This is a genomic window from Kitasatospora paranensis (assembly GCF_039544005.1).
Taxonomy (GTDB): Bacteria; Actinomycetota; Actinomycetes; order Streptomycetales; family Streptomycetaceae; genus Kitasatospora; species Kitasatospora paranensis.
Window position 1 is genome coordinate 4,627,482 of the sequence record NZ_BAABKV010000001.1, and the last position, 26,889, is coordinate 4,654,370.

Annotated in this window: 23 protein-coding genes, 4 tRNA genes and 2 pseudogenes; 14 read left to right on the plus strand and 15 right to left on the minus strand. The window is 71.8% G+C overall.

Annotated elements, in window-relative coordinates:
- Positions 1-353 precede the first annotated feature (353 nt).
- Complete coding sequence (locus tag ABEB13_RS22330; protein WP_345706922.1) at positions 354-1,196, plus strand: sulfurtransferase; 843 nt, start codon at positions 354-356, stop codon at positions 1,194-1,196.
- Positions 1,197-1,368: 172 nt separating this feature from the next.
- Here ABEB13_RS22330 and ABEB13_RS40675 read toward each other — a convergent pair whose 3' ends face one another.
- Positions 1,369-1,503: a hypothetical protein gene (locus ABEB13_RS40675; RefSeq protein WP_425559901.1), complete on the minus strand. Its 135-nt coding sequence runs from the start codon at positions 1,501-1,503 to the stop codon at positions 1,369-1,371.
- A 408-nt stretch (positions 1,504-1,911) separates the two neighbouring features.
- Between ABEB13_RS40675 and ABEB13_RS22340 the strand changes: the two genes are divergently transcribed.
- Positions 1,912-2,115 (plus strand): cold-shock protein, encoded by a 204-nt coding sequence (locus tag ABEB13_RS22340; protein WP_045694210.1) that lies wholly within the window; start codon positions 1,912-1,914, stop codon positions 2,113-2,115.
- Positions 2,116-2,221: 106 nt separating this feature from the next.
- On the opposite strand, the gene ABEB13_RS22345 is transcribed toward ABEB13_RS22340, so the two are convergent.
- Entirely contained in the window at positions 2,222-3,412 is a 1,191-nt protein-coding gene (locus tag ABEB13_RS22345) for a L,D-transpeptidase (RefSeq protein ID WP_345706923.1), read from the minus strand.
- 197 nt (positions 3,413-3,609) lie between these two features.
- Here ABEB13_RS22345 and ABEB13_RS22350 point away from each other — a divergent pair, with 197 nt between their 5' ends.
- Both ABEB13_RS22350 and ABEB13_RS22355 read left to right on the plus strand, forming a co-directional pair.
- Complete coding sequence (locus ABEB13_RS22350; RefSeq protein WP_345706924.1) at positions 3,610-3,810, plus strand: hypothetical protein; 201 nt, start codon at positions 3,610-3,612, stop codon at positions 3,808-3,810.
- 62 nt (positions 3,811-3,872) lie between these two features.
- Positions 3,873-4,010, plus strand: coding sequence for a hypothetical protein (locus tag ABEB13_RS22355; RefSeq protein ID WP_345706925.1), 138 nt, complete (start codon positions 3,873-3,875; stop codon positions 4,008-4,010).
- A 63-nt stretch (positions 4,011-4,073) separates the two neighbouring features.
- Here the strand turns inward: ABEB13_RS22355 and ABEB13_RS22360 are convergent, their stop codons facing one another.
- The 7 genes and pseudogenes from ABEB13_RS22360 to ABEB13_RS22390 form a co-directional block, all read right to left on the minus strand.
- Positions 4,074-4,499 carry a cytotoxic translational repressor of toxin-antitoxin stability system gene (locus ABEB13_RS22360; protein ID WP_345706926.1) on the minus strand — a complete coding sequence of 142 codons (426 nt, stop codon included), beginning with the start codon at positions 4,497-4,499 and terminating at the stop codon, positions 4,074-4,076.
- The gene (locus ABEB13_RS22365) at positions 4,496-4,912 is read right to left on the minus strand and encodes a prevent-host-death protein (RefSeq protein WP_345706927.1); all 417 of its coding nucleotides are present in this window, start codon (positions 4,910-4,912) and stop codon (positions 4,496-4,498) included. The genes ABEB13_RS22360 and ABEB13_RS22365 overlap by 4 nt, the downstream gene beginning before the upstream one ends.
- Positions 4,913-5,427: 515 nt before the next feature.
- Positions 5,428-6,612, minus strand: a complete 1,185-nt coding sequence (locus ABEB13_RS22370) for an NADAR family protein (protein WP_345706928.1) — start codon at positions 6,610-6,612, stop codon at positions 5,428-5,430.
- Between the two features lie 235 nt (positions 6,613-6,847).
- Positions 6,848-6,924, minus strand: a tRNA-Phe gene (locus ABEB13_RS22375).
- 27 nt (positions 6,925-6,951) lie between these two features.
- Positions 6,952-7,025: transfer RNA gene (locus tag ABEB13_RS22380), tRNA-Asp, on the minus strand.
- A gap of 63 nt (positions 7,026-7,088) precedes the next feature.
- Positions 7,089-7,161, minus strand: a tRNA-Glu gene (locus tag ABEB13_RS22385).
- Positions 7,162-7,297: 136 nt separating this feature from the next.
- Positions 7,298-7,638: pseudogene (locus ABEB13_RS22390) on the minus strand (metallopeptidase family protein).
- 70 nt (positions 7,639-7,708) lie between these two features.
- Between ABEB13_RS22390 and ABEB13_RS22395 the strand changes: the two are divergent.
- The 7 genes from ABEB13_RS22395 to ABEB13_RS22425 all read left to right on the plus strand — a co-directional run bounded on the left by ABEB13_RS22395 (position 7,709) and on the right by ABEB13_RS22425 (position 13,029).
- A complete protein-coding gene (locus tag ABEB13_RS22395) occupies positions 7,709-8,158 on the plus strand; it encodes a fluoride efflux transporter FluC (protein WP_345706929.1) in 450 nt (149 codons plus the stop codon).
- A gap of 64 nt (positions 8,159-8,222) precedes the next feature.
- Positions 8,223-8,582, plus strand: a complete 360-nt coding sequence (locus ABEB13_RS22400) for a DUF190 domain-containing protein (RefSeq protein ID WP_345706930.1) — start codon at positions 8,223-8,225, stop codon at positions 8,580-8,582.
- 2 nt (positions 8,583-8,584) lie between these two features.
- On the plus strand, positions 8,585-8,959 hold the full coding sequence (gene crcB / locus ABEB13_RS22405; protein ID WP_345709775.1) for a fluoride efflux transporter CrcB: 375 nt from the start codon (positions 8,585-8,587) through the stop codon (positions 8,957-8,959).
- 123 nt (positions 8,960-9,082) lie between these two features.
- Positions 9,083-9,598: a hypothetical protein gene (locus ABEB13_RS22410; RefSeq protein ID WP_345706931.1), complete on the plus strand. Its 516-nt coding sequence runs from the start codon at positions 9,083-9,085 to the stop codon at positions 9,596-9,598.
- A gap of 195 nt (positions 9,599-9,793) precedes the next feature.
- Complete coding sequence (locus ABEB13_RS22415) at positions 9,794-12,049, plus strand: DEAD/DEAH box helicase (RefSeq protein ID WP_345706932.1); 2,256 nt, start codon at positions 9,794-9,796, stop codon at positions 12,047-12,049.
- Between the two features lie 156 nt (positions 12,050-12,205).
- A complete protein-coding gene (locus tag ABEB13_RS22420; protein WP_345706933.1) occupies positions 12,206-12,466 on the plus strand; it encodes a TIGR02452 family protein in 261 nt (86 codons plus the stop codon).
- Positions 12,412-13,029 (plus strand): TIGR02452 family protein, encoded by a 618-nt coding sequence (locus ABEB13_RS22425; RefSeq protein ID WP_345706934.1) that lies wholly within the window; start codon positions 12,412-12,414, stop codon positions 13,027-13,029. Before ABEB13_RS22420 ends, ABEB13_RS22425 begins: the two co-directional genes overlap by 55 nt.
- 18 nt (positions 13,030-13,047) lie before the next feature.
- Here ABEB13_RS22425 and ABEB13_RS22430 read toward each other — a convergent pair whose 3' ends face one another.
- A complete protein-coding gene (locus tag ABEB13_RS22430) occupies positions 13,048-13,344 on the minus strand; it encodes a hypothetical protein (RefSeq protein ID WP_100889073.1) in 297 nt (98 codons plus the stop codon).
- Positions 13,345-13,495: 151 nt separating this feature from the next.
- Here ABEB13_RS22430 and ABEB13_RS22435 point away from each other — a divergent pair, with 151 nt between their 5' ends.
- Complete coding sequence (locus ABEB13_RS22435) at positions 13,496-14,620, plus strand: low temperature requirement protein A (RefSeq protein WP_345706935.1); 1,125 nt, start codon at positions 13,496-13,498, stop codon at positions 14,618-14,620.
- A gap of 15 nt (positions 14,621-14,635) precedes the next feature.
- Here ABEB13_RS22435 and ABEB13_RS22440 read toward each other — a convergent pair whose 3' ends face one another.
- The 3 genes from ABEB13_RS22440 to ABEB13_RS22450 form a co-directional block, all read right to left on the minus strand.
- Positions 14,636-15,388, minus strand: coding sequence for a tyrosine-protein phosphatase (locus ABEB13_RS22440; protein WP_345706936.1), 753 nt, complete (start codon positions 15,386-15,388; stop codon positions 14,636-14,638).
- Between the two features lie 75 nt (positions 15,389-15,463).
- Positions 15,464-16,213: an SDR family oxidoreductase gene (locus ABEB13_RS22445; protein ID WP_345706937.1), complete on the minus strand. Its 750-nt coding sequence runs from the start codon at positions 16,211-16,213 to the stop codon at positions 15,464-15,466.
- 34 nt (positions 16,214-16,247) lie between these two features.
- Entirely contained in the window at positions 16,248-17,435 is a 1,188-nt protein-coding gene (locus ABEB13_RS22450; RefSeq protein WP_345706938.1) for a DNA glycosylase AlkZ-like family protein, read from the minus strand.
- A 143-nt stretch (positions 17,436-17,578) separates the two neighbouring features.
- On the opposite strand from ABEB13_RS22450, the gene ABEB13_RS22455 reads away from it, so the two are divergent.
- Both ABEB13_RS22455 and ABEB13_RS22460 read left to right on the plus strand, forming a co-directional pair.
- Positions 17,579-18,253, plus strand: coding sequence for a DNA polymerase beta superfamily protein (locus ABEB13_RS22455; protein ID WP_345706939.1), 675 nt, complete (start codon positions 17,579-17,581; stop codon positions 18,251-18,253).
- Positions 18,254-18,353: 100 nt separating this feature from the next.
- Positions 18,354-18,426, plus strand: a tRNA-Lys gene (locus ABEB13_RS22460).
- Positions 18,427-18,560: 134 nt separating this feature from the next.
- Here the strand turns inward: ABEB13_RS22460 and ABEB13_RS22465 are convergent.
- Positions 18,561-18,671: pseudogene (locus ABEB13_RS22465) on the minus strand (tyrosine-type recombinase/integrase); the annotation flags it as partial.
- A 38-nt stretch (positions 18,672-18,709) separates the two neighbouring features.
- A complete protein-coding gene (locus tag ABEB13_RS22470) occupies positions 18,710-26,749 on the minus strand; it encodes a hypothetical protein (RefSeq protein WP_345706940.1) in 8,040 nt (2,679 codons plus the stop codon).
- Between the last annotated feature and the right edge of the window lie 140 nt (positions 26,750-26,889).

Sequence of the window (26,889 nt, forward strand, 5' to 3'; positions counted from 1 at the left end):
TCGCCAGAATCCCTTCTGGCCCGTTCATCTGCACGATCGTTGGGTATCGCGCGGGCGCCACGTGCGCGACATGTGTCGGTTCGCGGAGGTCTTCCCCCAACCGATCCACGATAGTTGACACCCGGTCACGGTGCGTGCAGGATCGACAACCGTGGCCGGGCGCACGCCCCCGGCCCGCGACCCGAACTCCGGCACGCCGCTGCCCCACGGGGGTGGGCAACGGCGGCCGGCCCGGTCGCCAGGGGCTGCCCGACCGCCCCGGGATCGGCTACCGTCGACGGGCGCCCCGGTCGCCGCACAGGTCACCACGTCCGTTGCCCGACGCGACCGTCGACTCGGAGAAGGTGTGTGCGATGAGCCCGCTGTCCCTCGACGGACCCCTGGTCACCACCGACTGGCTCGCGGAACGGCTGCACCACCCCGACCTGGTCGTGCTCGACGCCGGCGTCGGTCAGTACCGCAGCACCGGCCCGCGCATCCCGGGCGCGCGGGCGTTCGACATCGACGGGGAGCTCTCCGACCCGTCGAGCCCCCTTCCGCACACCATGCCCGGCCCGGAGGCGTTCACCCGGGCGCTGCGCGGGCTCGGCGTGCACGACCGCAGCACGGTGGTGGTCTACGACAGCGCCGGCATCTACTCCAGCGCCCGCGCGTGGTGGATGCTGCGGGCGATGGGATTCGACCGGGCGGCCGTGCTCGACGGCGGCCTGCCCGCCTGGACGGCCGCCGGGCTGCCCTGCGAGAGCGCCCCGCCGTCGGCCGCGCCGGCCGGCACGTTCACGGCGAAGCCGCGCGCAGGTCTGCTCGTGGACCGTACGGCGGTGGTCGGCGCGCTTGCCGATCCCGCGACGGCGGTGCTCGACGCCCGCAGCCGCGAGCGGTACGCCGGAACGGTCGAGGAGCCACGGCCGGGGCTCCGCCGGGGCCACATCCCCGGCTCCGCCAACCTGCCCTTCGCGGACCTGCAGACGGGCGGCCGGATGCGTCCGGCGGGCGAACTGCGCACCCTGCTGGCGGCGGCGGCCGCGGGGCGGGAGCGGCTGGTCCTCAGCTGCGGATCCGGCGTCACCGCCTGCGTGCTGGCGCTCGGCGCGGACCTCGCGGGCTATCGGGACGTCGCCGTCTACGACGGCTCGTGGAGTGAGTGGGGCCTGCCGTCCGGCCTCCCCGCGGAGCCGGGCCCGGCGGATCGCTGAACCTCCGGAGCACGGCCCGGGGCACACCGAAGCGGCCCGGCGGCCTCCGGCCGTGCCGGGAGCGCACGGGACCGAGCGGCCGGACCAGGGGCTCCGGTCGTGCTCAGGTCGTGCGGCGACCCACCGCGGACACGGCCCCGGGCTCAGGGCCCGGTGCGCGTGTCCGGGTGGGTCACAGGACGAAGAGCTTGGGGAAGGGGGCCGTGATCCGCTCCTTGCGGGAGCCGAAGTCGACCAGAACGGCGATCTCGCCGTCGCCGCCCTCGACGGCGACGACCCGGCCGAGGCCGTGCTCGTCGTGCGTCACACGGTCACCGACGGCGAATCGCTTGGGCGGCGGCGGAGCCGCAGCCCGACGGAAGGGGCTGGTGGGCAGGTGGCGCCGGAGCGCGGCTGAATTCGTCATCATGGCCAGTATGCGCCTCATCCGATGAGGGGGAGCGGTTCGAGACCCGGAATTTTCTCGATCTTGGCCATCCGGTCACCGGCGGGCCCGGCGCGCCGCGGAACTGGCCGTGGCTCAATCCCCCGTTGCGGTCCGGACCCTGCTACAGTCGTGGTAGTTGCAGTTGTGGTTCCCATGAACTTTGTGTGCGCCTGCTGGTTGTGACCGCAGGCGCGCTTTTGTTTTCCGGCCATTCCCCGGACGGGTCAGAGCGGCGACGCGGAGCACGCGAAACAGCGTGTTCCGGACTTCCCGTTGAAGGAGTTTTAAATGGCTAATGGCACTGTGAAGTGGTTCAACTCGGAAAAGGGCTTCGGCTTCATCGAGCAGGAGGGTGGCGGTCCTGACGTGTTCGCCCACTACTCGAACATCAACGCCAACGGCTTCCGTGAGCTGCTCGAGGGCCAGAAGGTCGAGTTCGACGTCACGCAGGGCCAGAAGGGCCCGCAGGCGGAGAACATTCGCCCGCTCTAGTAGCTTCCGCTGCATGGCCTGGCCGGCAGCCCGGGCCCGCACCGCGTACGCGCGGTGCGGGCCCTTGCATGCCCGGGTGTGCCTCAGGGCCGCGCGGCTGCCCCGGTCACCACTGGGACCACGGCACGGTCCAGCCGCTGAGGCCGTTGTCGGGCTGCAGCGGCGCCTTCTTGATGGAGTTCCGGATGATCACGACGTCGCCGACGAGGGAGGCGGCGTAGACCTTGCCGGCGGTGGAGTTCTCGTCGCCGGCCTCGGTGTCGACCATGCCGACGCAGCCGTGGCTGATGTTGGAGCGGCCGACCGCGGCCCGGGACTTCGGGTTGCCGTGCAGGTAGGTGCCGCTGCTGGTCAGTCGCATCGCGTGCGGCTCGACGGCGTCGTAGCCCTCGCCCACGAGGTTGGTCTGGCCCCGGGAGGTCATCTTCTCCATGCGGCTCTTGGCGGATATGACCATGGTGCCGTTCCAGGACGGGTTGTCACTGGTGCCCGCGGTGATCGGAATGGTCTGGTCGGGCTTGCCGTCCTCCTTGACCACCATCTGATGGGTGCGGGCGTCGACCTCGCTGATCCGGGAGCGGGCGACGGTGAAGTTCTCGTCGCGCCGGGTCGCGCCGTACACGCCGGGCGCCAGCTCCACACCGGTGGTCCGCAGGTGGATCTTCACCGTGGTGCCGGGCTTCCAGTACTCGGCGGGGCGCAGGTCGAGACGGGTGTCGTTCTCGAACCAGTGGCCCTTGACCTGCGTGCCGTCCGAGGCCTCCACGGCGATGGCCTTCTCGGCGGCCTCCTTGTCCTTGACCCTCACCCCGAAGTGCACCGAGATGATCATGCCGACGCCGAACTTCTGGCCGGTGACCACGTTGTCCTCGACCTTGGCGGTCCTCTTCGGGGTCAGGGTGGTGAAGCTGCTGGTGGCGGTGGTCGTCACACCGGCGGCGTCCACGGCCCTGGCGTTCACCCGGTAGAGCGAGCCGACCGTGAGGCCGCCCGTGGCGGGGATCCAGCTGAGGCCGTCGGAGGCCATCGAGCCCTCGACCGGCGTGCCGTCCTTGTCGGTCACGGCGACCTCGGTGAGCCTGCCGGTCGCGACCGAGACCTTGACCGCGCCCGGGGCCACATCCTGCGCACCGTCCTTGGGCGCGATCGACAGCACGGCTGCGGACGCCTTCGCCGCACCGCCCTTGTCGCCGGAGCCGCCCGACGCGGCGGAGCCGCCCGTGCCGCCGCCGCCACTGCACGCGGACAGCAGCAGAACCCCGCTCAGTGCCGCGCCCACCATCGAAATCCGTCGCACGACGGCCCCCTCCACCAGATCTTCCGGAGAGGTACACGCGTGGAGGGGCGCCCGGGTTTCACCCGCGGGGCTCGAACAATGTCACGACTTCGTACGGGCAGGACATCCACTGGCACGGAGGTGGGACGTGCACGGCGGCGGAGCGGGCTGGGAAACGGCTGGTGTCACGCTTGCATCGTCAGGGAAGGAACGGCCGCATGGTGGCGACGTCGGGAGCGCCGTGGTCGGTGGTCCTGGACTACTCCCACGACCTTGCTCTCGCCCTGGCTGTCCGCGACGCGCTCGGCATCGCCGACCCGCTGGGGCTTCCGGTCGTCCACCCGCACCAGGCGCTGGTCGTCGATCCGGCTGCGCGACCGCTCACGCCGGCAGGCCCACCGGCGCCGTTCCCCGGATGAGGGACGCGTTGCGAGAGTACGAGCGGGCCACCGGTACCCGCCTGGGAGGATTCCGACTCCGAGTGACCGCGCTGCCGGTCGCCGGATACGTGTTCCAGCCGCTCGATCGTGACCGACTCGTCGTCAGCATCACGTTGCTGTCCGATCGGGCCGAGTACCTCAGGCGGGTCCTGGCGCACGTCGGTCCGACGTTCGGCTGACCGCGGTGGCGGCGGGACGGAGACCGGCATCGGCTGCCCCGGGCGGCGATCCAGCAGTTGGAGTCAGTGCCCGTCCGTCCAGAACTGCTGGAGTCGCGCGATCGCCTGGGCCCTGGTCAGCTCGGCGACCTGGTCCTCGGTGAGTCCGACGCGGCTGATCAGCAGGTGGACCAGATCCGCGGGCAGCGCCTCGCGTGGTGGCTCAGGTGCGCCTCGATCGGGAAGCGTGCCCTCCAGGACGCAGGGCCAGAAGACATCCTCTGCCACGTCCAGCTGATCGCGGAGGATGTGCGCCCACATGCTCGCGCCGTACACGGTGCGGTCGACCGGATGCGACACCCGAGTACGCAGGATCCGCCCGTCGGGGAGCCCGAATTCATAGGTGATGTGGTGGGTGCCGGTGCGACCGCGCGCGTCACGTACGCGTTCCCAGCCTTCGACCTTGCAGAACTGCTCGTGGCGTTCGTGTGTCGGCTGGGGCCAGGTCACGTGGCGACTCCGAGCAGCCAATCACGGAGCTGCGCGTCGTCGCTGAGACCGATCAACTGGACCAGGCCCCAGTTGTCGCGGTGATTCGGAGCGCTCAGGAGTCGGTCCTGCCAGTCCTCCGCGTACTCGCGGAGCGCGTCGATCATCTCGTCGATGGCCTCGTCGAACGTGCCGCCATCCGCGGCGACCGGGAGGCCGGGGAAGAACACCGACCAGCCGTGGCCCTCGGACACCACCTCGGCCTTGGACGGGCACAGCAGCGCGAGGGCGTGACGCAGCCGCGCCGCGTCGACCACCGCCGCATACCCGGTGTCCCTGCGAACGGTCGCAACCCGGCCCTGCCCGGCTGCGTCCAGGAGATCCTTCAGGTGTGCTCGGGCTTCGGTGTAGCTCTCGTAGTGGACCGCGGTCATAGGAAGCCTCCTCGTCCGAGAACCAGGGTCGCGCCGAGCAGGAAGTACGTCAAGTACGCGAAGTACCTCGCGTACGTGTGTCCGGCGGGAGAACGGTGACCGCCCGCCGTCCCGTTGGCTCGCGTAGAACAACGTAGAAGGGAGATGTGCGAGACGATCCAGGCCCGCTCCTCCGCGCCGGCCGTGTTCCAGAGCCGGCTCATCGGCCGCCCCTCATCGCCCGTTCCCGCCTGCCGTCAGGCTTCCCACGGGCGGGACGCCGAGCGCGCGGCCTGGTGCCCGCGGGCAGGTTGTGGCTCAGATCGGCGAGGAGCCCGATGCGGTCGAGGGCCTCCTCGGGCGAGATCTCCTCCGGCAATCACCGAGCGCGACCGGCCAGGTACCAGATCTTGATGAACGCCTGGATCGCCAGGTGAGCGGCCAAGTCCCGGTCGTTGACCTCCCCGAACCGGGGCTCCCGGTCGTGGGCATCGCCTTCGGCGCTGCCGGCAGCAACTGGCCGTCGTGGGCGCCCGTCATATCTGCGAGCTCGTGGACTTCCCGGTCACCCTTGGGCTCTCGGGGTCGCGGTGGCTGCCGAGCGACTGCTCGGCGAGGAGTTCGGACCGGACCAGCTCAAGCAGGCGGCCCATCCAGTTCCGTCCGCGGCCGTCGGGGACGTCCCGCCAGAAGGGCGAGTCCGAGAAGCCGGTGTAGCTGATCGTCGCGTCCCCGGTGGAGAGGAGAACCTCGGCGAGCTCGGGGTGCTGGGTGAACTTCGCGCGCAGCAGTCCGCCCATCACCGCGAGCCGTATGGCCGCCCAGTCCGCTCGCCGGACCGATCGGCCGCCCAGGTCGTGAGCTTCCCGTCCGGACGCCGCTTCCTGGATGTGCCGCCGATCGGCGGCGCCGGCCGCCGACAGGGCCCAGTAGCCGTGGACTACCGACGAGTAGAGCTCGCCGGCGAAGGCGATCTGCGCGGGGTAGTCGTTGCGCAGCACGAACAGTCCCAGCGCCTCGGGCCAACCCTGCGGGTAGACGGTCTGGTGGGAGGTGACAGCCGCCCGGCCGGGCCCGGTCGGATCGTCGGCGTGCTGGACGGCGCGCCTCTCCTGCTCGCGGGCCACGCCTTCGTCCCCGCGGCGGAAGTAGTCCAGCGTCTCCTGGTGCATGTCCGCCGTCACGACCGGGCCGTCCCCGTCCACGGCCTCACCCACGTCGGTGAGCAGGATCCGCAAGGGCCGGTCCTGGAGGTCCATGTCGCCGAGGACATGGATCCGGCGGTGAGGTGGGACTGCCAGGTAGGCGTCCCGCAGCAGTGCGCGGTTCGGCTGGTCGGGCTCCTGCTGGTAGCGGCGGATCGCCTCCCAACAGCGCTGCCCGGTGCTCGGTCGGCCGTTGAGTTCCTCGATCTTGTCGGCGACCTCGCTCAGAAACCCGTCCGGGGTCAGCGGTTCACCGCGACGGGAGCGCCACTTCGAGGGCTCGTCGGGAAGATCGGGAGCGCCGGGCCGTGGCACGGCGATTCGGCCCGAGGCCAGGAGCTTCTCCAGGCCGGCCAGGTCGGTCCGTTCCTGACACCTGACCGAGCCGTCCGCGAAGACGATCAGGTCGTCGAGGTAGTACTCGGCATCCCATCGACTCCGCTGCCAGACGTGGCACCAGGCCCCGTCGATCCTCTCCCCGTCCACTGTTCTGTACGTCGGTCCCCGCCACGTCATGGGTGCACGCTACTGCCCTGGTACCGGGGTGGCATGCGCTTTTCCGCCCGGCCCTGGGGAAGCTCGACGGGGTGGCTCCCTGTGATCGACATCGCATCGGGCCGGTCACCGGAGTGCCTCTCGTAGCTGCCTGGATCTGCTGCCGGTCGGGCTCGTTGGTGTCGGCGTTGGCGTCAGACGGCATGAAAAAGCCCCCTCAGCGCGACGCGCTCGGGGGCTTTGTGCTGTTCAGCACTGGTGGCCAGGGCCGGGGTCGAACCGGCGACCTTCCGCTTTTCAGGCGGACGCTCGTACCAACTGAGCTACCTGGCCGTACTGCAACGCCTCTTGCGAGACGGGCGATCCCGACGGGACTTGAACCCGCGACCTCCACCTTGACAGGGTGGCGAGCTAACCAACTGCTCCACGGGACCTGGTGCGGAAGATCCGCTCAGGCCTTGCGGCACTGCTTGTCCTGCTTGCACTACGGTAACGCGTGCCCCCAACGGGATTCGAACCCGTGCTACCGCCTTGAAAGGGCGGCGTCCTGGGCCACTAGACGATGAGGGCTTGCGGCCCGTCCGGCTGACTTCCAGCGTTCGGGGACGTCGAGAAGCATATGGGATGCCGGGCGGAACGCCAAAACGATTTCGGGAGGCCGCGCCGGGTGTCGCTCTCCGGGCCCACCGGGGGCCGCCCCGGAGGGTCACGACCAGCCGAGCTCGTGCAGCTCGTCGTCGTCGAAACCGAAGTGGTGGGCCACCTCGTGGATCACCGTGGTGCGGACCTCGTCGACCACCTGCCCGCGCGTGTCGCAGTACCGCAGGGTCGGCCCCCGGTAGACGATGATCCGGTCCGGCAGGACGCCGGCGTACCACTCGCCGCGCTCCGTGAGCGGGGTCCCCTCGTACAGGCCGAGCAGGTCGGGCGAGGAGGGGTCGGGCTCCTCCTCGACGAAGACCGCCACGTTGTCCATCATGGCGGCGAGCTTCGGGGGATCTGGTCGAGGGCGTCGGCGACCACAATCTCGAACTCGTCCCGGGTCATGTCCACGGCCTCATTGTCGGGTGTGCGATGACGGTGTGCCAGGTGATCCGCGGCGGTGGTTCACTGGAGTGTGCGTTGGCGTGTGCGTTCGGGTGGGGCGGTGCGGCCGGGGTCCGTTCTCCGCGGGCAGGGGCCCGCGGTGGCCGTGGTGTCGCTGGGCGGGGTCCTGGGGGCCCTGGCCCGCTACGGGGCTGCGCTGCGATGGCCGACGGCGGCGGACGCCTTCCCGTGGACGACGCTGGCCGTGAACGCCGTGGGCTGCGCCGTGATCGGCGTCTTCCTGGTGGCGGTGACCGAGGTCTGGTCGCCGCACCCGCTGCTGCGGCCGTTCTTCGGCACGGGCGTGCTGGGCGGGTTCACGACCTTCTCGACGGCCACGGTGGACGTCCAGCGGCTGATCGACCACGGCGCCCCGGCGCGAGGCCTGTTCTACCTGGCCGCCACGCTGCTGGCAGCCCTCGTGTCGGTCCGGGTCGCGGCCGGGACCACCCGGCGGCTGGTCGGGCGGAGGGTCGTGTGAACCGGACGACGGCCGGCCGCGCGGGCGCGGCGGCCACGAGGACGAGAGCGTGGAGAGGACCGCGATGAGCAGGCTCAGGGGTACCGCACTGCGGCTGACCGTCCTGGTCGGGGAGAGCGAGAAGCACCGCTCCCGCCCGCTCTACACCGAGATCGTGCACCGGGCGCACGGCGCCGGCCTGGCCGGCGCCAGTGTCTTCCGCGGCATCGAGGGCTTCGGCGCGTCCTCGATGATCCACACCGCCCGGCTGCTCTCGCTCAGCGAGAACCTGCCGGTGGCGGTCGTCGTGGTGGACACCGCCGAGCGGATCCGCGCCTTCCTGCCGCTCCTCGACGACCTGGACGGCCTCGGCCCGGTCCTGCTCGACGAGTGCGAGGTCGTGGCCCGCCCGCACCGGACCGGCACGGCGGAGGACGAGCGGTGACGCTGCACTGGCTGTTGGTCGCCGCCGGTGCGGCGGTGGGTGCCCCGGCGCGCTACCTGACGGACCGCCTGGTGCAGTCCCGGCACGACTCGGTGTTCCCGTGGGGCACCTTCGCTGTCAACGTCTCCGGCTGCCTGGTGCTCGGTCTGCTGGTCGGCGCGGCGGCCTCCGGCGCCGCCTCCGCCGACGTCCAACTGCTGCTCGGCACCGGCTTCTGCGGCGCCCTCACGACCTATTCGACGTTCTCGTACGAGACGCTGCGGCTGGCCGAGGGCGGCGCCCGCCTGCTGGCCGTCGCCAACGTGGCCGGCAGCGTGCTGGCCGGCCTCGGCGCGGCGTACGCGGGGACGGCGCTGGCACACGCGTTCTGGGGCTGACCGGGCCCGTGGCCGGCTGCGGGCCCGCGCGGAGCGACGGGATCCCGGCGGCCGCCCGTGTCCGGCGGCCCGGCCGCGCGTTGGGCACCGTAGGGCGGTGCGCCCGGCTGGGCGGTGCGAGAGGTGGCTCGGGTGATGGCGGTGCGGACGAGGCGGCGCAGAGCGCTGGCGGGGGCGGTCGTGATGACGCTGGCGGGTCTGGGGCTGAGCGGGTGCATGTCGGTCGGCGCCGGGGTGCCGGACGCGCGCAGCGGCGGGCAGCAGGGCGGTCAGGACGCCGCCGGCGACCCGTCGGCCGGCGTTGGGGCCGGGCGGCCGGTGACGGGCCTGCGGGGCCGGCACGGCGCCGTTCCGGCGGCCGACGCCGAACGGCGCGGTGACACCCCGTCCGGTGCGGCCTCCGCGCCCGGCCCGGCCGACTCGCCCGTGCCGTCGGACCTGCCCTCCCCCGCGCCCGACTCCACCCCGACCACCCGCTCCGTGGACACGCCGACCGGTCCGCCGGCCGGCGGGTCCGGCACCTCCCCGGCGACCAGCCCCGCCCCGACGCCCACCCCGCCGGCCGCCACCCCGGATCCTGATCCGGTGCCCACCATCCTCGGATCCTCGGGAGGGGGTAGTGGATCACCCGGCCATTGACGGTCTGGCCAGCGCATTTGCCGTTGATCCCCAGGTTCGTCTATGGTGGTAGATCGTTCGTTTGATTCATTTGACTGGCGCCCTGAATCCCATTGGCGCCCTTGGCGCGTTCCGGCGATCCGTGGCTGACCGCATAGAGGCGGTTGTGTAACAGAACCCCGGACTTTGGCGCGTGCCACTTCCGGAAGGTTTTGCATGTCTCTCGTTGACGACGCCCGCTTCGCCATGCCCGCGAACGGTTCCGACGCCGCCGACACCACCGAGCTCCTCGTGGACGACGCCACCGAGCTCGCCGACCTCGACACCACCGACCTCGACAGCGAGCTCGCCGACCTCGACACCGAGGACGCCGCCGCCGACGCCGAGCCCACCGTGACCTTCGGCGACCTGGGCCTGCACGACGACGTCGTGCGCGCCCTCGCCAAGCGCGGCGTCACCACCCCGTTCCCGATCCAGGCCGCGACCATCCCGGACGCGCTGGCCGGCAAGGACGTGCTGGGCCGTGGCCGCACCGGCTCCGGCAAGACCCTCAGCTTCGGCCTGCCGCTGCTGACCCGCCTCGCCGACGGCGAGCGCACCCGCGCCAAGCACCCGCGCGGCCTCATCCTCGTCCCGACCCGCGAGCTGGCCATGCAGGTCGCCGACGCCCTGGAGCCCTTCGGCTCGGTGCTCGGCCTCAAGCTCAAGGTGGTCTGCGGCGGCACCTCGATGTCCAACCAGATCTACGCGCTGGAGCGCGGTGTCGACGTCCTCGTCGCCACCCCCGGCCGCCTGCGCGACCTGATCAACCGCGGCTCCGCCAAGATGGACGACGTGCAGATCGCCGTCCTCGACGAGGCCGACCAGATGGCCGACATGGGCTTCCTGCCCGAGGTCACCGAGATCCTCGACCTGGTGCCGGCCGGCGGCCAGCGCCTGCTGTTCTCCGCCACGCTGGAGAACGAGATCGACACCCTGGTCAAGCGCTACCTGAACAACCCGGTCACCCACGAGGTCGACCCCTCCGCCGGCGCGGTCACCACGATGACCCACCACATCCTCGTGGTGAAGCCCAAGGACAAGGCGCCGATCACCAACGCCATCGCTGCCCGCAAGGGCCGGACGATCATCTTCGTCCGCACCCAGATGGGCGCCGACCGCGTCGCCGAGCAGCTGGTCGAGGCCGGCGTGAAGGCTGACGCGCTGCACGGCGGCATGACCCAGGGCGCCCGTACCCGCGTCCTCGGCGACTTCAAGGACGGCTACGTCAACGTCGTCGTCGCCACCGACGTCGCGGCCCGCGGCATCCACGTCGACGGCATCGACCTGGTGCTCAACGTCGACCCGGCCGGCGACCACAAGGACTACCTGCACCGCTCGGGCCGTACCGCCCGCGCCGGCCGCTCCGGCACCGTCGTGACCCTGGTGCTGCCGCACCAGCGCCGCGGCGTCTTCCGCCTGATGGAGGACGCGGGCGTCGAGGCCTCGCGCCACATCCTGGACCACGCCTTCGACGCCGAGGTCGCCAAGATCACCGGCGCCCGCTCGCTGGTCGAGGTGCAGGCCGAGTCGGCCGCCGGCATCGCCGGTGCCGCCGAGCGCGAGGTCGCCGAGATGACCCGCCAGCTGGAGCGCGCCCAGCGCCGCGCCGCCGAGCTGCGCGAGGAGGCCGACCGCCTGGCCACCCGCGCCGCCCGCGAGCGTGCCGCCCTCGGCATCGAGGACGAGGTCGAGGAGCCGGCCGCCGAGACCGCCGAGGCCGGTACCGAGGCGCAGGCCCCCGCGGCCGAGGCCGCCCCGGCCGCCGACGCCGAGCGTGCCCCGTCGTACCGCGAGTCGCGCAGCGAGCGCCCGGCGTTCAACCGGGACCGTGACCGTGAGCGCCCGGCGTTCAACCGTGACCGGGACCGCGGCGAGCGCGGCGACCGTGAGCGCGGCGGTTTCAACCGTGACGACCGTGGCGGCCGCTCCTTCGGTGGCGACCGTGACCGTGAGCGCGGTGGCTTCAACCGTGACGACCGCGGTGGCCGTCCGTTCAACCGTGACGACCGTGGCGGCCGCTCCTTCGGTGGCGACCGTGACCGTGAGCGCGGTGGCTTCAACCGTGACGACCGCGGTGGCCGTCCGTTCAACCGTGACGACCGTGGCGGCCGTTCCTTCGGTGGCGACCGTGACCGTGAGCGCGGCGGTTTCAACCGTGACGACCGTGGCGGCCGCTCCTTCGGTGGCGACCGTCCGGCCCGCTCCTTCGGCGACCGCCCCTCCTTCGGCGGGGACCGCGACCGCAGTGGCAGCAACAACCGCCCGTTCGCCCGCCGCGACGACCACCGCTCCGGTGGCCGCCCGCAGGGCTTCAACCGTGACGACCGCGGCGGCCGTTCCTTCGGTGGCGACCGTGACCGCTCGTTCGGCGACCGCGACCGCGGTGGCTTCAACGGTGGCGGCGACCGCAAGCCGCGCTGGAAGAACTGACGCCTGACGCCTGACGCCCGACGGCGACTGATCGGGGCCCGTTCCACTTCGGTGGGGCGGGCCCCGTCGGCGTTCCCGGCCCGGTCGCGCCCCCGTTGTTCTCCCGATGAGAATAATCGGTGGAACCTGGGCCGGGCCCCGGCGTACGGTCGCGCCATGAGCCGAATGCATCAGGTGGCGGTCGAGAACGAGGAGATCGCCGAGCGGGGGAGCTACCGCACGCGCGACGGCGCGACGGTGGAGATCGGGGGTCTGCTGCGGGCGGCCCGGGCCGGCACGGTCTCGTACGGGCCGCAGGCCGTCCCGGGGGTGAGGGCGGCGGGCCGTTCACGGGCCCCGTCGAGGTCACCCCGGAGGGCAGCGTGCAGGCCGGGGCGCGGCTGGTCGCGGCCGGCGGCGAGCACGTCGCCGTGCTGAACTTCGCGTCGGCCCGCAATCCGGGCGGCGGCTACCTGCGCGGCGCCAAGGCCCAGGAGGAGGACCTCTGTCGCAGCGCCCTGCTGTACCGCTGCCTGCTGGAGGCGCCCGACTACTACGAGGCGCACCGCGCCTCCTCCGACCTCGGGTACAGCCACCGGGTCATCTGGTCGCCCCGGGTGCCGGTGATCCGCGGCCCGCAGGGCCTGCTCGCCGAGCCGTATGCGCTGTCCTTCCTGACCTCGCCGGCGCCCAACGCGGGGCAGTTGGCGCTGCGTTCGGCCGGCCGCCCGGTCGACGTGTCGGGGCTGCTCGTCGAGCGGGCCCGCCGGGTGCTCGCGGTCGCGGCCCGGCACGGCGCCCGTGAGCTGGTGCTCGGAGCCTGGGGGTGCGGGGTCTTCCGCAACGACCCGACGGTGGTCGCCGAGGCCTTCGAGCAGGCGCTGCGGACCCACGGCGCACCGTTCGGCCGGGTGGTCTTCGCGGTGTGGGACCGCTCGCCGGTCTCCACCAACCGGGCCGCCTTCGAGCGCCGGTTCGCCGCGGCATCGGACAAGTCCTAGGCCGCCGCTGCGGGGCCGTCAGCTGCCGGTGGCGAGCACCGAGGCCCCGGCGACCACCGCGGTGACGGCGAACACGGCCGGCCAGGCGCCGATCCGCTTCGCCAGCGGATGCGAGGCGCCGAACGCCGCCAGGTACAGCCCGGTCAGGGCGGCCGCGGCCCCCGGGCCGGTCCGCCGGCCCCACTGGACGGCGGCAGTCGCCCCGGCAGCGGCGAGCACCGCGCCGCCGAGCTCCCGCCGCCCGCTCCACCGCGCGGTGCCGTAGCCGCCGATCAGCCCGGTGGCGGCGACGGCTGCGGTGGGGATCTTCGCCATGGTGCACACTCCTTCGGGGCCCCGTCCGGCACGGGGACGACTCCACGCCCACGGTAACCGCGCCGACGGACGCGGGCAGCGGCGGCCCGGCCGGTACCGAAGGATGGGAAGCCCGGGCGTCCCGGCCGTGTTCCTGGCCATACTCACGCCCGTGACCGCCGAACCGATCGCACATGAGTCCGAGCTCCGCGTCAGCCCGTTGGAGCTCTTCTTCGACCTCGTCTTCGTCTTCACCGTGACCCAGCTGACCGCCAGCCTGACGCACCATCTGAACCCGGGCGGACTCGTCCGGGTGCTGGTGATGCTCGCCGTGATCTGGTGGATGTACGACGCGTTCATCTGGCTGACCAACGCGATGCCGCCCTCCACCCACCCGCGCCGCGGCCTGCTGCTGACCGCGATGGCCGGGTTCCTGGTGATCTCGCTGGCCGTGCCGCACGCCTTCGAGGGCAGCGGGGTGGTCTTCGGCTGGGCGTACCTGGTGGTGATCGCCGTGCACACCGGGATGTTCGCGGCGGCGGGGGTCGCCCGATCCGCCGTCCTGCGGATGGGGCTGGCCAATCTGGTGAACGCCGCCCTGGTGGTCAGCGGCGGCTATCTGGAGGGCACCGCCCAACTCACCCTCTGGACGGCGGCCTTCGTCCTCCAGCTGGTCACCCCGTACCTGGTCGACCTGCCGCAGTTCCACCTGCGGGCGGACCACCTCGTCGAGCGCCACGGACTGGTCGTGATCATCGCGTTCGGCGAGTCGGTGATCGCCCTCGGCATGGGCGCGGCCGGCGGGCCGGCGCTGGATGCGACCGCGGTGGCGGCGGCGCTCTGCGCGCTGGCCGTCTGCGTGGGCCTGTGGTGGGCGTACTTCGGCCACGACGACGACGAGCGGTCCGTGCACTACCTGGCCGCCCTCGACGACGCGCGCCGCAACCGGCTCGCCATCCGGGTCCACGACCTCGGCCACTACCTGCTGCTGTTCGCGGTGATCCTGCTCGCCACCGGTGCCGAGGCGGCGGTCGCCCACCCGACGGGGCACCTCCCGCTCGCGCGGGCGGCCGTGCTCGGTGCAGGGCCCGCCCTGTTCCTGGTCGTCAACGCGGACATCCGGCAGACCTTCGGCCTGCGCCCCGTCCTGCCCCGCCTGGTGGCCGCGGCCCTGATCGCGGCCACCGTCCCGCTCGGCACCGGCGTCGCGTCGATCGCCCAACTCGCCGCGATCGCCGCCGTGCTGGCGCTGGTCTTCGGCTGGGAGGAGCGCGGCGCGGCCGGGGCGCGGGGCTGACCCCGCGCCCCGGCGTCAGCCGGCCAGTCGGGTGCGGACGGCGGTGATGTCCTCGGCGGTGGCGCCGTGGGCCAGCAGGTAGTCCTCGACGGTGCCGTGCAGTTCGCGGATCCGGGCCAGGGCGGCGACCAGGTTGGCCGGCTCCACGGCGTGCGAGACCTGCTCCTCGCCGTTCTCGTCGAGGTAGGTGACCGGCCCCGCGTCCAGGCCGAGGTGGGCGTTGGAACGCAGGAAGTCCTCGACGATCTCCTCCTGCGACAGCCCGGCCAGGTGGTGCAGCACGGCCACGGTGAGGCCCGTCCGGTCCTTGCCGACCGCGCAGTGGACGACGGCCGGCAGGCCGTCCGGCCCGGCCAGCCGGCGGACCGTCCCGGCGATGGCGTATCCGCCGGTCTCGGCCATGAAGAGGTAGACCTCCAGGCCGGTGCTCGGCCACTCGACGCCGGTCTCCGCCCGGTCGGGCAGCAGCGGCAGGTGGTGGCCCAGGTACTCCAGGCCGTGGCGCCGGTCGGGCCAGCGTGAGCGCTCGGTCGCGGTGCGCAGGTCGACGACCGTCCGCACGCCGAGCGCCTTGAGCCGCTGCGCCCCCTCGGGGGTCAGCAGGCTGAGAGTGCCGGAGCGGAACAGCACGCCGCGGCGGAGCGGCCCGACCCCGGCGTCACGGAAGTTGGGCACGTCGGGGACGGCGACGTGGGCAAGGTCGGGGCGGCCGGGCAGGTTGGCCACGTCGGCCGTGTCGATGGTGGTGTCGGACTCACGGTCGCTCATGGGCTCCACGGTAGGGCGGGCGGGCGCCCCGGGCGCCCCGTTCCGGTGAAGTCGGCGCGCGCCGTCGGCGCCCGGTCACCGCCCGCCCGCGACGTCCAGGAACGCTCCCGTGCTGTACGAGGCGGCGGGCGACAGCAGGTACAGGACGGCCTCGGCGACCTCCTCCGGCTGCCCGCCGCGGCCGAGCGGCAGGCCCGGGGCGACCCGGTCGACCCGGCCGGGCTCGCCGCCGAGCGCATGGATGCCGGTGTGGATCAGACCGGGCCGTACCGCGTTGACGCGGATCCCCTCGCCCGCGACCTCCAGGGCCAGCCCGCGGGTCATCGAGTCCAGGGCGCCCTTGGACGCCGCGTAGTCGACGTACTCGTTCGGGGACCCGAGCCGGGAGGCCGCCGAGCCGACGTTGACGATCGCGCCGCCGCGCCCGCCGTACCGGGTGGACATCCGCCGGACGGCCTCGCCGGCGCACAGGAACGGACCGGTGATGTTGGCCCGCCAGATCCGGGCCAGCCGGTCCTCGTCCATCTCGTCGAGGCGGCACTGCCGCTCCAGCGTCCCGGCGTTGTTGACCAGCCCGGTGAGCGGGCCGAGCTCCTCGTCGACGGTGCGGAACAGCCGGGCCGCCCCGTCGGCCCGGCCGACATCGGCCTTGACTGCGATCGCCGTCCCGCCGGCCGCCTCGATGTCGGCCACCACGGCGGCGGCCGCCGCCTCGTCGGTGCGGTAGTTGACGCAGACCCGGTAGCCGCGGGCCGCGGCCAGCCGGGCGGTGGCGGCGCCGATGCCACGGCCCGCCCCGGTGATCACCAGTACCTCGTCGTCCATGGCCGTGACCGTACCCGAACGGTGCCGCCCGGAGTCAGCCCGCCGCGGCCCCGCGCATCGCGGCGATCTTCGGCGCCCGGCTCTTCGGCGAGTCCAGGCTGAACCCGCGGGCGTCGCCGAGCTCGTCCCGGACGAAGGCCTCCGTCCGCCGGACGGCCTCGCGCAGCGCGGCGTCCGCCGGCACGAACAGCTGGTGGACGATCTCCCGCTGCTCGGTGTCGTACTCCCAGAAGCCGACGATCCGGCCTCGGTCCACCACGATGTGGGTCTGCGGGTCGGCCGCGCTGCCGAAGCTGCGCCCCTCCTTCGCGGCCGGGACGGGCCGCTCCGCGTCGGCCGGGTCGACCAGGCGCGGCAGGTCGCGGTGGAGCAGGTGGATGCCGTCGATCCCGGCGAGCAGCGCGTACGAGGGCTCGCCGGGCGGCGTGAAGTCCTCGAACTCGTCGGCCAGCGCGGCGGGCAGCAGCAGGTCGGTGCCGGGGAGTTCGACGAGATCCAGCGGGGCGAGGGCGGCCTTCGCCGTAGCGGCGGTGAATCCGGTGAACCAGCGCAGGTGCCGCACGGAGGCCGGGGCGGCCCAGGAGAGGTAGCGTTCGGCGAGTTCGGCGGCGGAGCCCCGGACGGGCTGGTCCCACCGCACATAGCCGTACCGCTGCTGGTCCAGGCGGCCGTTGACCGGCACCCGGCGGATCGACCCGCGGGCCTGGAGCAGTCCGAGGGCCAGCGGCAGGGTGGTCGACAGGCCCCGTCGGCGGCCCGCGTCGCCGAGCGGCCGGACGGCCGGCCCGGCCGCCTCGCGGATCATCGCCGGCTCCATCGGGTCGCCCTCACCGAGGACTTCGACCACCGCCAGGCAGAGCTTCTCGATCTCGTCCCGGCCGACGTCCAGGTGCCGTCCGGCCGCGGCGATCTCGCCCTCCGGGGCGCTCGCCCCGGCGGCCAGGCCGAGCGCGAAGTCGGCGGCGGGCAGCACGTACGTGCAGCCGCGGGCGGACGGGAGTTCGTGCACCTGCAGGGCAGCGACCGCCGCGTCCACCGCGGCGCGCCCGATCCCGGCCCGGGCGAACAGCCCCAGGTAGGGGGCGGCTCCGCCCACCGAGCGGGCCCAGCCCGCCGCGGCCAGCACCTCGGCGGGCGCGGCGCCCGGGTGCGTGCCGTCCAACCACTGCCGGTGCGCCCACCAGGCGCGGAGCTTCGCCGTCCGCATCGCGCTGTTCGCCATCCGGCCAGTATCGGTGCGGCCCGCACCGCGCGGCCGGAGCGACGTACCGGCGGGCGGCAATTGGTTCGCGCGGCGGGGGCCGCGACCGGCAGACTGCCCGCACCACCCGATCAGCGACCGTCCCCGAAGCGGAGGCGACCCCCGTGCACATCCTGCTCTCCGGCATCGTCGGCTCCACGGCCTACGGGCTCGCCCATGCGGGCTCCGACCTCGACCGGCTCGGCCTGTTCGCCGCGCCCACCGTCGACCTGCACGGCCTGCACCGGCCGGCCGAGTCGCATGTCACCACCGCGCCCGACCGCACCCTGCACGAGGCCGCCAAGTGGTGCCGGCTGGCCCTCGCCTGCAACCCGACCGCCTCCGAACTGGTCTGGCTGCCGGACGAGCTGTACGAGACGCGGACGCTGCTCGGCGACGAACTGATCGGCATCCGGCGCTCGTTTCTCGGCGCGGACGCCGTCCGCCGGGCCTATCTCGGTTACGCCGCCCAGCAGTTCCGCAAGCTGACCGGCCGGGATCCGGCCGACCCGGCGGCCCGTGTCCGGGCGGCGAAGAACGCCCGGCACCTCGTTCGGCTGGTCGAACAGGGCCTCGCCCTGCACGAGACCGGCGAAGTGGTCGTCCGGCTCGCGGAGCCGGAGCGCGTCCGGGAGCTCGGTGAGCGCTTCGCCCGGTGGCCGGCGGATGCCGCGGGGCTGCTCGCCGCCGCGGAGGCCCGCTTCGACCGCCCCGGTGTGCTGCCCGTGGCTCCCGACGAGGCGCCCGCCGAGGCGTGGCTGCGCCGCGTCCGTGCCGCGCACCTGACCACGGCCGCGTGACGGCACGGCGCGGCGCACAATCCGCTGGCGGGCGGGTGGGGATCACCGGGTAGGATCACCCCCGGTGAGTGCTGTACCGCAGGGTCGGGCACCCACCGGCGGGCCGCTAGCTCAATTGGCAGAGCTGCGGACTTTTAATCCGTAGGTTCAGGGTTCGAGCCCCTGGCGGCCCACTGTTGGTGGCGGCGGTTTCACCGCTGCTGACCTGCGGCGCAGCGCTCTGACTGAGTTCCACCGGTCGGAGCGCTTTCGCTTTCTCGGCCGCAGGTGAGCCCGAAGTGAGCCCGGCGGTTTCGCCGACTGCCGTCTTACGGGCACGGGGGACGAGCCTCGCGGCGGCCTCGGACACTTCCCGGTCGATCTCCGGGAGCAGGCTGGTGTACGTGTCCGACGTGAGCGTGATCGTGGAGTGCGCAAGGTTTCTTCATCGTGTTTTCGGCACGGACACCCCGGCCGTTACGAACGGGCGATGTCGAGGATCTCGTCCACCATGCCGATGGCCGGCGACGGCGCTTCCATGCTTTCGAGAGTTTCCCTCAACCGCCGCGCGAATCTTGTGATGCGGCGGGGATCCGGGGCGTCGGCCTGAACGGCTTCGGCGAGGTGATCGTGGTCGCGCTTCAGATCCTGCTCCTCCGCTCCGGACAGACTCGCGCTGAGCCATCCGATCTCCTCCTCGAGTCTGGCCCGCGCGGCCCGGAGATCGGTCTGTGCCTGAGCGGACAGCGTTCCCGGAGGGGCGACGGCGGGCGCTAGCATTGCCCCTCCGCCTCCGCCTCCGCCTCCGCCTCCGCCGCTCGAACCGCTCGTCCCGCGCAGTTCGGGAAGGGCCGCCTTCAGGGCGTTGCGCAGCTCCAGGACTGTCGGGAAGCGGACGTCGGGGCGCAGGCTCACCCCTCGCATGACGGTGTTGCTCAACTGCCCGTACTCCGGAAGCGGTGCCGGACCGAACTGGAACGACTCCTGGTCCTCGTAGGGCAGGGCTCCCAACGGGTGCAGAAGCCGGTAGAGGATCGCCGACAGCGCGAACACATCGTCCGCAGCCGACCGCGCCGACAACGCGTCATTCCTGGCTTCGGGCGGCAGGTAGTCCGACGTACCGGCCACCAGGAGGGGCTCGTTGCGTGCGAGGTCTGTGCCGGATCCCCAGCCCAGCACGCACAGCTCGCCCGGGTCATCTGCGCACAGCACGAGGTTGTCGGGTCGTATGTCCCCGTGCGTGACCTCCCGCAGGTCGAGCATCCGGTGCAGCGTGTCGCACGCGTCGACAATCCAGCGGACGGCGTCGACGTGGCTGATCTCGCCGCGTCCGGCCAGCCTGGTGTCGAGCTTCTCCTGCAGGCTGACCCCGTCCACTCTGTGGAACAGCAGCCAGTCCCCGCTGCAGGGAAGGATCTCGGGTACGCCTTCGACGCGCTGCGGAGGGGCGGAGAAGATCTCGTGGAGGCGCGCCAGCTTCGCCCTCTGCCCCGGGTGGTACTGGGCCACCAGCGGCTGCCGCTGATCGTCGTGCTCGACGCGGCACGTCTTCGGCCCGATTCCGTCGTCGCTGCGCAGCTGGATGACGTATCCCTCGTCCCTCAGGGTCTCCTCGTCCGGCTCCCACGTGAAGTGCCGGTGTTCGGTGTTTCTCGGCCGCCGCTCCAGCCAGGCGGGAAGGATCTCGTTGATCCACCGCCATTCGTTCTGATCCTTGACGAGGAGGCCGAACGCGTGGAGCGCGTCTAGGTCCTTGTGCTTCGTCGTGGCGAGAGAGGTCCGGACCGAGGTGACGGACGCATCGTCCTTGATGAGCTCGGCGATCTCGTAGAGCAGTGACAGGGCCTGTTCCCGGCGTCCTTCGCCGTAGGGGTCGAGCAGGCCGATCACCGCGTCGTCCTCGTCCACCACCCACTCGAACGCGTCGGCCACCAGGTGCAGGTCCACGATCCTCCGCTGCTTCTCGTGCAGCAGGTCCAGCACCCGGCCGCCGAGCATGTGGATGTGCTGGGGGTGACCCTGGGTATAACTCCAGACCTGCGCAGCGGCGTTGGGCATCACGTCGATGGGCGGCAGGAAGCCCTGATGGAAGGCCTGCAGCGTCGCTTCCTTGTCCAGCGGCCCGATGACGTACGGCGTCGTGAACTCCTGCTGGAAGCGGGTGCCCTCGAGCAGGCCCCGGATCCCGTCGATGGTCGCGGCCCCGCAGAACAGCAGGGCCATGTCGCCCCCGTTCTTGAGGCCGCGCAGTTCGCTCAGCGCGGGCTCAAGGGTTCCCTGCTGCTTCAGACGCCGCAGCAGGTGTTGGAACTCGTCGATGATGAGCAGGAGCCCGACCTTGTCCTTCCACAACTGTTGCCGGACGCCCCGCCACCACCGTAGGAAGTCGAGCGAGCCGCAGCCGTCGGGCAGGCCGATGGCAGGCGGCCGGGTGTCGAAGGCTTGGTCCACGGCGAGGCCAACCGCCTTGGCGATGTCACTCATCAGCGTGCTGTCCGAGGCGGCGGTCATCTCGCCGTTCAGGTAAACGGGAAACACCCGCGGGATCCGCCACTTGCCGGGCGGCGGCAGTTCAACGGCTCCGGGGGAACGGATCTCGCTGAGCTGGTGCGCGATCGACGTCTTCCCGGCCTGCCGTGAACCGGTCATGAACAGCACCCTGGTGTTGGTACGCGACGCCTTCTCGTAGTGGCGTGTCAGGTCCTCGAGTTCCTTGGTACGGCCGACGAACAGGTCGGGGTCCACCGGGTCGCTCGGGTTGAAGCGCGCGGCCAGCCTCTGACCGGGCGGGTAGGTGTGCACCAACACGGTTTCGGTCTTCTCGGTCGACCTCCCGTCGGGGAGTACGCCTGAGGCCGTGACCCGCACCTCCTGGTCCTGGCTGTTCAGGACGAGGAGCAGCGTCGCGGAGGAATGGGCCAACATGCGGCCCAGCACGACATTCTGCTCGGCACCCGCGCTGCCCTCGACTCTCACATTGACCTGCGACAGAGGCTGCCGACTGCTGCGCAGCTCCGTCTTGACCTCCACGGGGCCGGAGCCCAGCCTGGTCGCTTTGTTGACCTTCAAGACCAGCTGACGTTGGTTTCCGCCGCTCTTCAGGTGCTGCCGCGCCACGTCATCCCAGACCGCCTGCAGCGCGCCGCAGAGCTGAACGGCCGCTGCTCTGCGTGCTTTGGAAATGAGGTTCTTCGCCAGCTGCTGCTGCAGCCACATCTCGTCCTCGACGTGCGTCATCAATTTGACGAAATCACGCGTCGCGCTGCCGGCCAGCCGGGGCGGAGCGTCGGCGTCGGCAAACCGCTGAGCCAGCCGGGTCCAGAGGTCGCCCAGCTGTTCGAGGCCGATCGAGTCTTGCGGTCCCGCATCAGCTGTGAGCCGGGTCGCGGCCTCAGCCAATGCCTCCGCAAGGGAGCCGGGCTGTCGGCGGGACACCGCCTTGCGGACGAGTTCCTCGGTCCCGGCTGGCAACACCTGCGGTTCCGCCTCGGAGAACAGGGTGTCGACGTAGGCGAGGTCCTCGTCACTTACCTCGATGCCGAGCTCGGGCAGGGTGACGACCGCGTAGCGGTAGCCCTCTGCGTAGGAGATCCGGTCGCAGAAGGACCTCAGCTCGCGCAGGACCCTTCCCTTCTCCTCCGGGGTGGGCGCGCTCTCCACGAGTGCGCGCCACTCGTCGTAGGCGTCTCGCACCAGCCCGTGCTCCGCGAGCAGCGCCGCGCCGTGCTCGCGTGCCTCACGCATCACGGCACTGTCGAGGACGGCCGCCCTGAGCTTCAGGTGGTCCTGGACGAAACGAAGCAGGCGCGGCGGATCCGCCTGCAGGCTCGCCGCCACGCGCTCAAGGTGCTCCCGCCCGAGGGGCGGCAGGTTCTTGTCGTTGAGGCTCTCGGGAACGTCCTGGTCGATCGCCCGGGCGACAAGACCGTCCAGCTCGTCCTCCCGGCCACGACGCAGCTCCCGAAGCGCTTCCCGCTCGAGGTCCCGCTTCTTCTGACGATGGGCCAGGACAACCGCGAAGGCCAAGGGCAGGTCCGAGGTTCCCGGTCTGCGGCGCCGGGCGAACTCCAGCAGCAGCTTCGGAGCCACGGCCTGGCGGTCGGACAGGTAAGCGAGCAAGCCCGCCTGGGCGATGGCCTCCTCGATGGAACCGTCGCGGAGCGTCTGGAAGAGTTCAAGGAGTTGACCGGCTTCCCTGAACTTCCTCTGGGCGCAGGCGATCTGTACGTTGAGGCGCGCCCCTTCCGGAAGGTGCCCGAAGACCTCGGCGACTGCGGCGGCGTCCTCGAACATGCCGCACTTGAGCTGGCAGGCCACCGTCGCCTGGCCCAGGGCCACGTCCCGGGGATACTCTTCCAGTAACTCCTTGAACAGCCGCGCCGCCGTCTCCCAGTCCCCGTCTGCGGCAGCTTGGAGCGCGGGCTTGGCCTGAGTCCGGTGCGCCGGCGACAGCCTGCCGGCCAAATCCGCCCGGTCGACCTTCGGCTGGAACCAGGTCAGTGCCTTGAGGCGCAGCGCGTCCACGTCGTCGCCGTACTCGTGCACCAGCTGCTGGATCGCCTCGGTCTCCGACATCTGGGGACCCTTGACCTTCGTCAGGACGCCCCGGTCGCCCAGCAGGAGTGCCTGGTTCTGGCCTACGGCGCTCTCCCTGAGGACGGCCGCCTCCACGGACCGGGGATTGCGGCGCAGCGCGAGGTCGGCGTACTTGAGCAGTGCGTCCTCGTCCCCCTGCCGCTGCGCGAGTTTGGCCAGAGCGAGGTGCAGTTCGTATTCGGAGTTCTCCTTGTGATGGCGCTCCAGCACCTTCCGCAGCGGCCGGTCGCGGCCCAGCTCACGGGAGATCCGGACCACCGGAGCCAGCAGCGCCGATGCCGCACGGGTGCTGTCGATCCACTGCAGAAGCAGGTCCCAGGCCTCTTGTCCCCGGCCCGCCGTCTCGAGCACAGCCGCCATCTCAGCAGCGGCCTTCGGACTGGGGTTGGTCAGGAGCGAGAAGAGGCTCCGCATCGTGGCCAGATACCGGGCGACATTGCCCGGTGCCCCGGACTGCATGGCCCGGCGCACCGCCGTGCCGGCCAGGTAGAACTCGTGGCTTCTCGGTGCCCTGCGGCATTCGGCGATCCGCTGGGCCGCCACGCCCTCGTCGCTGTCGAGCGCGTCGCGGAGCCCGGTGACGGCCCGCTCGCCCGGAGCCGGCCGGACGTTCCCGCCCTGGGCAAGCGTCGGCTTGCCACCCGCGGGGGTGGGCACGGGCCGGCCCAGCGACGAGAACAGCGCGGTGAGCACCCTCAGCTGATCGTCCGTGTAGCTCGAGGTGAACACCCGGGCGTGGTACTCGAAGGTGGTGACGGCCTCCTCCAGGTGGCCACAGGCCGTGTAGGCGCAGCCGAGGTTCCACGCCGCAGACGAGCCGAGCCAGAACCTGGCGGACACGCTGCGGTACAAGGCGACCGCTTCCTCGGCCCGGTCGGCCCGCACGAGGGTCGCTAGGGCATTTCCGAGGGCCAAGGACTGGCCGCTCCGGACGGCTCTGACCCAGGCGTCGGCGACGAGAGAGGAATCCGTGTGCGGGGGCAGTTGCCGGGCCTCCTTGATGAGGGGGCTTTCGGCCTGCGGCCCGACGATCTCCTGCACGTGGACACGCGGAAGGAGCGCCGGATCTAGGGCCCGCTTTACGCTGGTGGCACTCGACGGCGGCGAGGTCGGGTCGTAGGTCTCGCGGGGAAGGGCACCCCGGCGCACCGCCTCGTCCCGCAGGAAGACCACGCGGGGAAGGTGTTCGGGCAGCGTCCAGGCGACACAGTCCTGAAGCACCCGTGCAGCAGAACCGTGATCACCGCCGTTGATCAGCCACAGCGCGAGATCACGGCTGACGAACGAGTCCCGGCAGTGGTTGACCAGACCGATCAGCCGGTCGGTGAGCTCTGCGCCGGGCACCGGGATCCGCAGAATCCGCAACTGGGACGTCAGTACCCCGACGACGCCGGGCTCCCGCCACGAGGTCGCTTCGGTCGTCTCCAGCACTCCCTGCAGCCCGAACGTCCGCAGCCGTGCGGTGAAGTGGCTCCGCCATGCCTCGACATCCCTCGTAGTCGTGGGCGGCAGCGCCGAACCGTCGGACCTTGCGAGCGTGCCCGAGACCTCGACACGCCCCGCCTGCCAGTCGCGCAGATCGCGGAGGAGGTTCTCCGTCCAGTCGGCTGTGGCGCCCATCTGCTGGGCGAGACCCAGCCGTTCCCGCGCGAGAGCGAGATCCCCGGCGTCCAGCGCATGGCGCGCGAGCTCGAGGTGATGCCGCCAGGTCACCGCCCCGGCGGCCGCGATGCGGTCGACGACCAGGCGGGCCTCGTGCAGGTTGTTGCGCTCCCGGTGGATACGGAGCAGCAGAAAGGCGCCGGGGGAGCGCGGATTCACCTGTAGCAGTTGTTCGAGCTGTGCCACCGCCTCCGGCGCGCGGCCCATGGCGTGTAGGCGCTTCGCCTCCTCCTCCGGGCGTACGGGCGCGCCGCCCAGCACGGGTGCCTCTGCGGGGCCTGGCACGGCGAGCGTCGGCCGGGCTCCGTGCAAGGCCATGAACTCCTCCATGGCGATGTGCTGGAGAGGTTCCATGCGGCCCGAGAGGATGGCCTGGACGACGAACAGCGCCTCCAGCGCCGGCCGTGCGAAGCCGACCCCGGCATACGCCGCTGCGACGTTCCACGCGGTGGTCGCGTTGATGTACTGGTGCGGCCCGAACCGCTGGTAGAGGCGCAGTCCGTCCATCGCCCTGCCGGCGGCCACCGCCCAGCCGATGGCGAAGCCGAGCGCTGCAGTGTTGCCTGCTTCGAGCGACCGGGCGTAAAGCTTCGCCTCCTCGGTTGGTGTGCGCAGTCCGGTGTCCGGATCGCCGCCTGCGTCCGCGCCGTCCTCTGCGGTCCGGATCGGCCGTACCCGGGGCTTGAGCAGGTGCGCACCCAGGACTGGCTCACGGACGGTCAGGCCCAACGGCGGGAGGGGCGGATGGCCTCGGCGGAACACGCTCTCGGCCTGCTCGGACTTTCCCAGGCGGCGCAGCACGTCGATCTGGAGCTGCCACAGGGAAGGGCGGAGCGCCGGGCGGGCCCGTTCCAGTGCCAGGTTCGTCAGCTCCAGCACCAGTTCAGGTGCGAGGTGCAACAGGTCGCGGGCGGTGCTCACCACATCGGGCAGCGGCCCGGTCAGGCCCAGCTGTCGTACGTCCCATTCCACTTGGGCCCGGTCGAGTGTTTCCGGCGTCGGCGACCGGAAGGCGGCCAGGATCCTGGCGGGCAGCCCGTCGTAGGGGCCGGTGCCGCCGCCCGCTGTACCGGCGGTGCCGACCAGGGCGGCCGGCGTCTGCTCCGGTTCAGCCGCCTTCGCCGGCTGTTGCTGCTGCGAGTTCCTCTCGGTTGGCTCCGGTCCCGCGGGCAATGCCTGCTCGGCCTGCGCCAGATAGGACTCGGCTGCCCACAGATCGCCGCGCTCCAGGTGCAGTTCAACCGTGCTGAGGTGGAGTCGCAAGGACTCCTCGGCACGTGCGTCGTTCAGACCGTCCAAGGTCTGTTTCACTGCGGCGACCCTGGCGTCCACCGCGGTCCGGGCAGCCAACTCCTCCAGCATGTCCAGGCCCTGCCGGGCATCGGGAAGATCACCACGGACCACTGCGTCGAGGATCAGGCTGTGCAGATCCTCGCCCTCCCCGTCCGGATCCTGGACAAGCCCCCTGAACAGCATGTCGGCTCGGTCGCGGATCTTGTCGATCGACTCCAGAGCCGGCCCTGTCACTTCGTCCGGCACGCCAGCGCCCTTGGCGGCCAGTGCGATCAGATGCCGGTGCTCCGCGGCCGCCAGCGTCAACGCCTCCGTGGCGACTCTCGTCACCCACTTCTCGCCGTCGTCGGTCTCGGGCCCGTCCGGGTCCGGGGAGGCGAACAGGAGCGCCTCGACGACGGGCACCAAGGCCGGGGCAAGCCCGTCCAACGGCGGTACGGAGATGCTGGGACCCTCCCAGGTGTGCTCGGCCGCGATCTCCAGCAGACCCCGCACCAGATCACAGAGTTCCGCCGTGTTCTTCACCAACAGCGGCCAGCGCTTGCCGTTGCTAGGGACGGGTGCGAGGTTGCCCTGGGCACGATGGGCCGTGTTCGCCCGTGAGACCAGTGTTTCCGGCGGATGCTCGAGCAGCCCGTGATCGTCGACCACGCCCCGGCTCAGGTCATGCAGGACCGATTCCACGGGCTTGACAAACAGCGGGCGGGTGAAGGTGTGGTCGACGGCCGAGAGTCGTTCCGCCTCCACACGCAGGTGTTCGGCCCGTTCGCGCAGGACCAGCGATCCGGTCACCCGACGCATCACCGCGCCATGCCGGGTCACCAGATCGTGCAGGTGCTGGTGCAAAGGCTCGGGCAGTGAGCGGGTGTAGAAGTAGCGCTGGCTCGTGCGCCCGGTCCAGGCGATCTCCGCCCAGTCCAGCAGCTCGGCGAGCGTATGCTCCCCACTGCCGCCGCACGCTGGCACACGCGGGGCAGCAGCACGGCGTGCGGGCTGGGGCTGGCCACGCGGCCCGCCGCAGGCACCATCACCGAGGACATCATGGCGACCCTCCGGTGCAGGAACACCGCGAACGGCGCAACGCCCTTCAGAACCGCCGGTGAGTG

Bases quoted from the DNA above. Each gene is read 5' to 3' on its own strand.
- ABEB13_RS22330 (WP_345706922.1), top strand. From the start codon at position 354: ATGAGCCCGCTGTCCCTCGACGGACCCCTGGTCACCACCGACTGGCTC.
- ABEB13_RS22340 (WP_045694210.1), top strand. From the start codon at position 1,912: ATGGCTAATGGCACTGTGAAGTGGTTCAACTCGGAAAAGGGCTTCGGC.
- ABEB13_RS22350 (WP_345706924.1), top strand. From the start codon at position 3,610: ATGGTGGCGACGTCGGGAGCGCCGTGGTCGGTGGTCCTGGACTACTCC.
- ABEB13_RS22365 (WP_345706927.1), bottom strand. From the start codon at position 4,912: ATGACCGCGGTCCACTACGAGAGCTACACCGAAGCCCGAGCACACCTG.
- ABEB13_RS22370 (WP_345706928.1), bottom strand. From the start codon at position 6,612: ATGACGTGGCGGGGACCGACGTACAGAACAGTGGACGGGGAGAGGATC.
- ABEB13_RS22400 (WP_345706930.1), top strand. From the start codon at position 8,223: ATGAGCAGGCTCAGGGGTACCGCACTGCGGCTGACCGTCCTGGTCGGG.
- ABEB13_RS22415 (WP_345706932.1), top strand. From the start codon at position 9,794: ATGTCTCTCGTTGACGACGCCCGCTTCGCCATGCCCGCGAACGGTTCC.
- ABEB13_RS22420 (WP_345706933.1), top strand. From the start codon at position 12,206: ATGAGCCGAATGCATCAGGTGGCGGTCGAGAACGAGGAGATCGCCGAG.
- ABEB13_RS22430 (WP_100889073.1), bottom strand. From the start codon at position 13,344: ATGGCGAAGATCCCCACCGCAGCCGTCGCCGCCACCGGGCTGATCGGC.
- ABEB13_RS22440 (WP_345706936.1), bottom strand. From the start codon at position 15,388: ATGAGCGACCGTGAGTCCGACACCACCATCGACACGGCCGACGTGGCC.
- ABEB13_RS22445 (WP_345706937.1), bottom strand. From the start codon at position 16,213: ATGGACGACGAGGTACTGGTGATCACCGGGGCGGGCCGTGGCATCGGC.
- ABEB13_RS22450 (WP_345706938.1), bottom strand. From the start codon at position 17,435: ATGGCGAACAGCGCGATGCGGACGGCGAAGCTCCGCGCCTGGTGGGCG.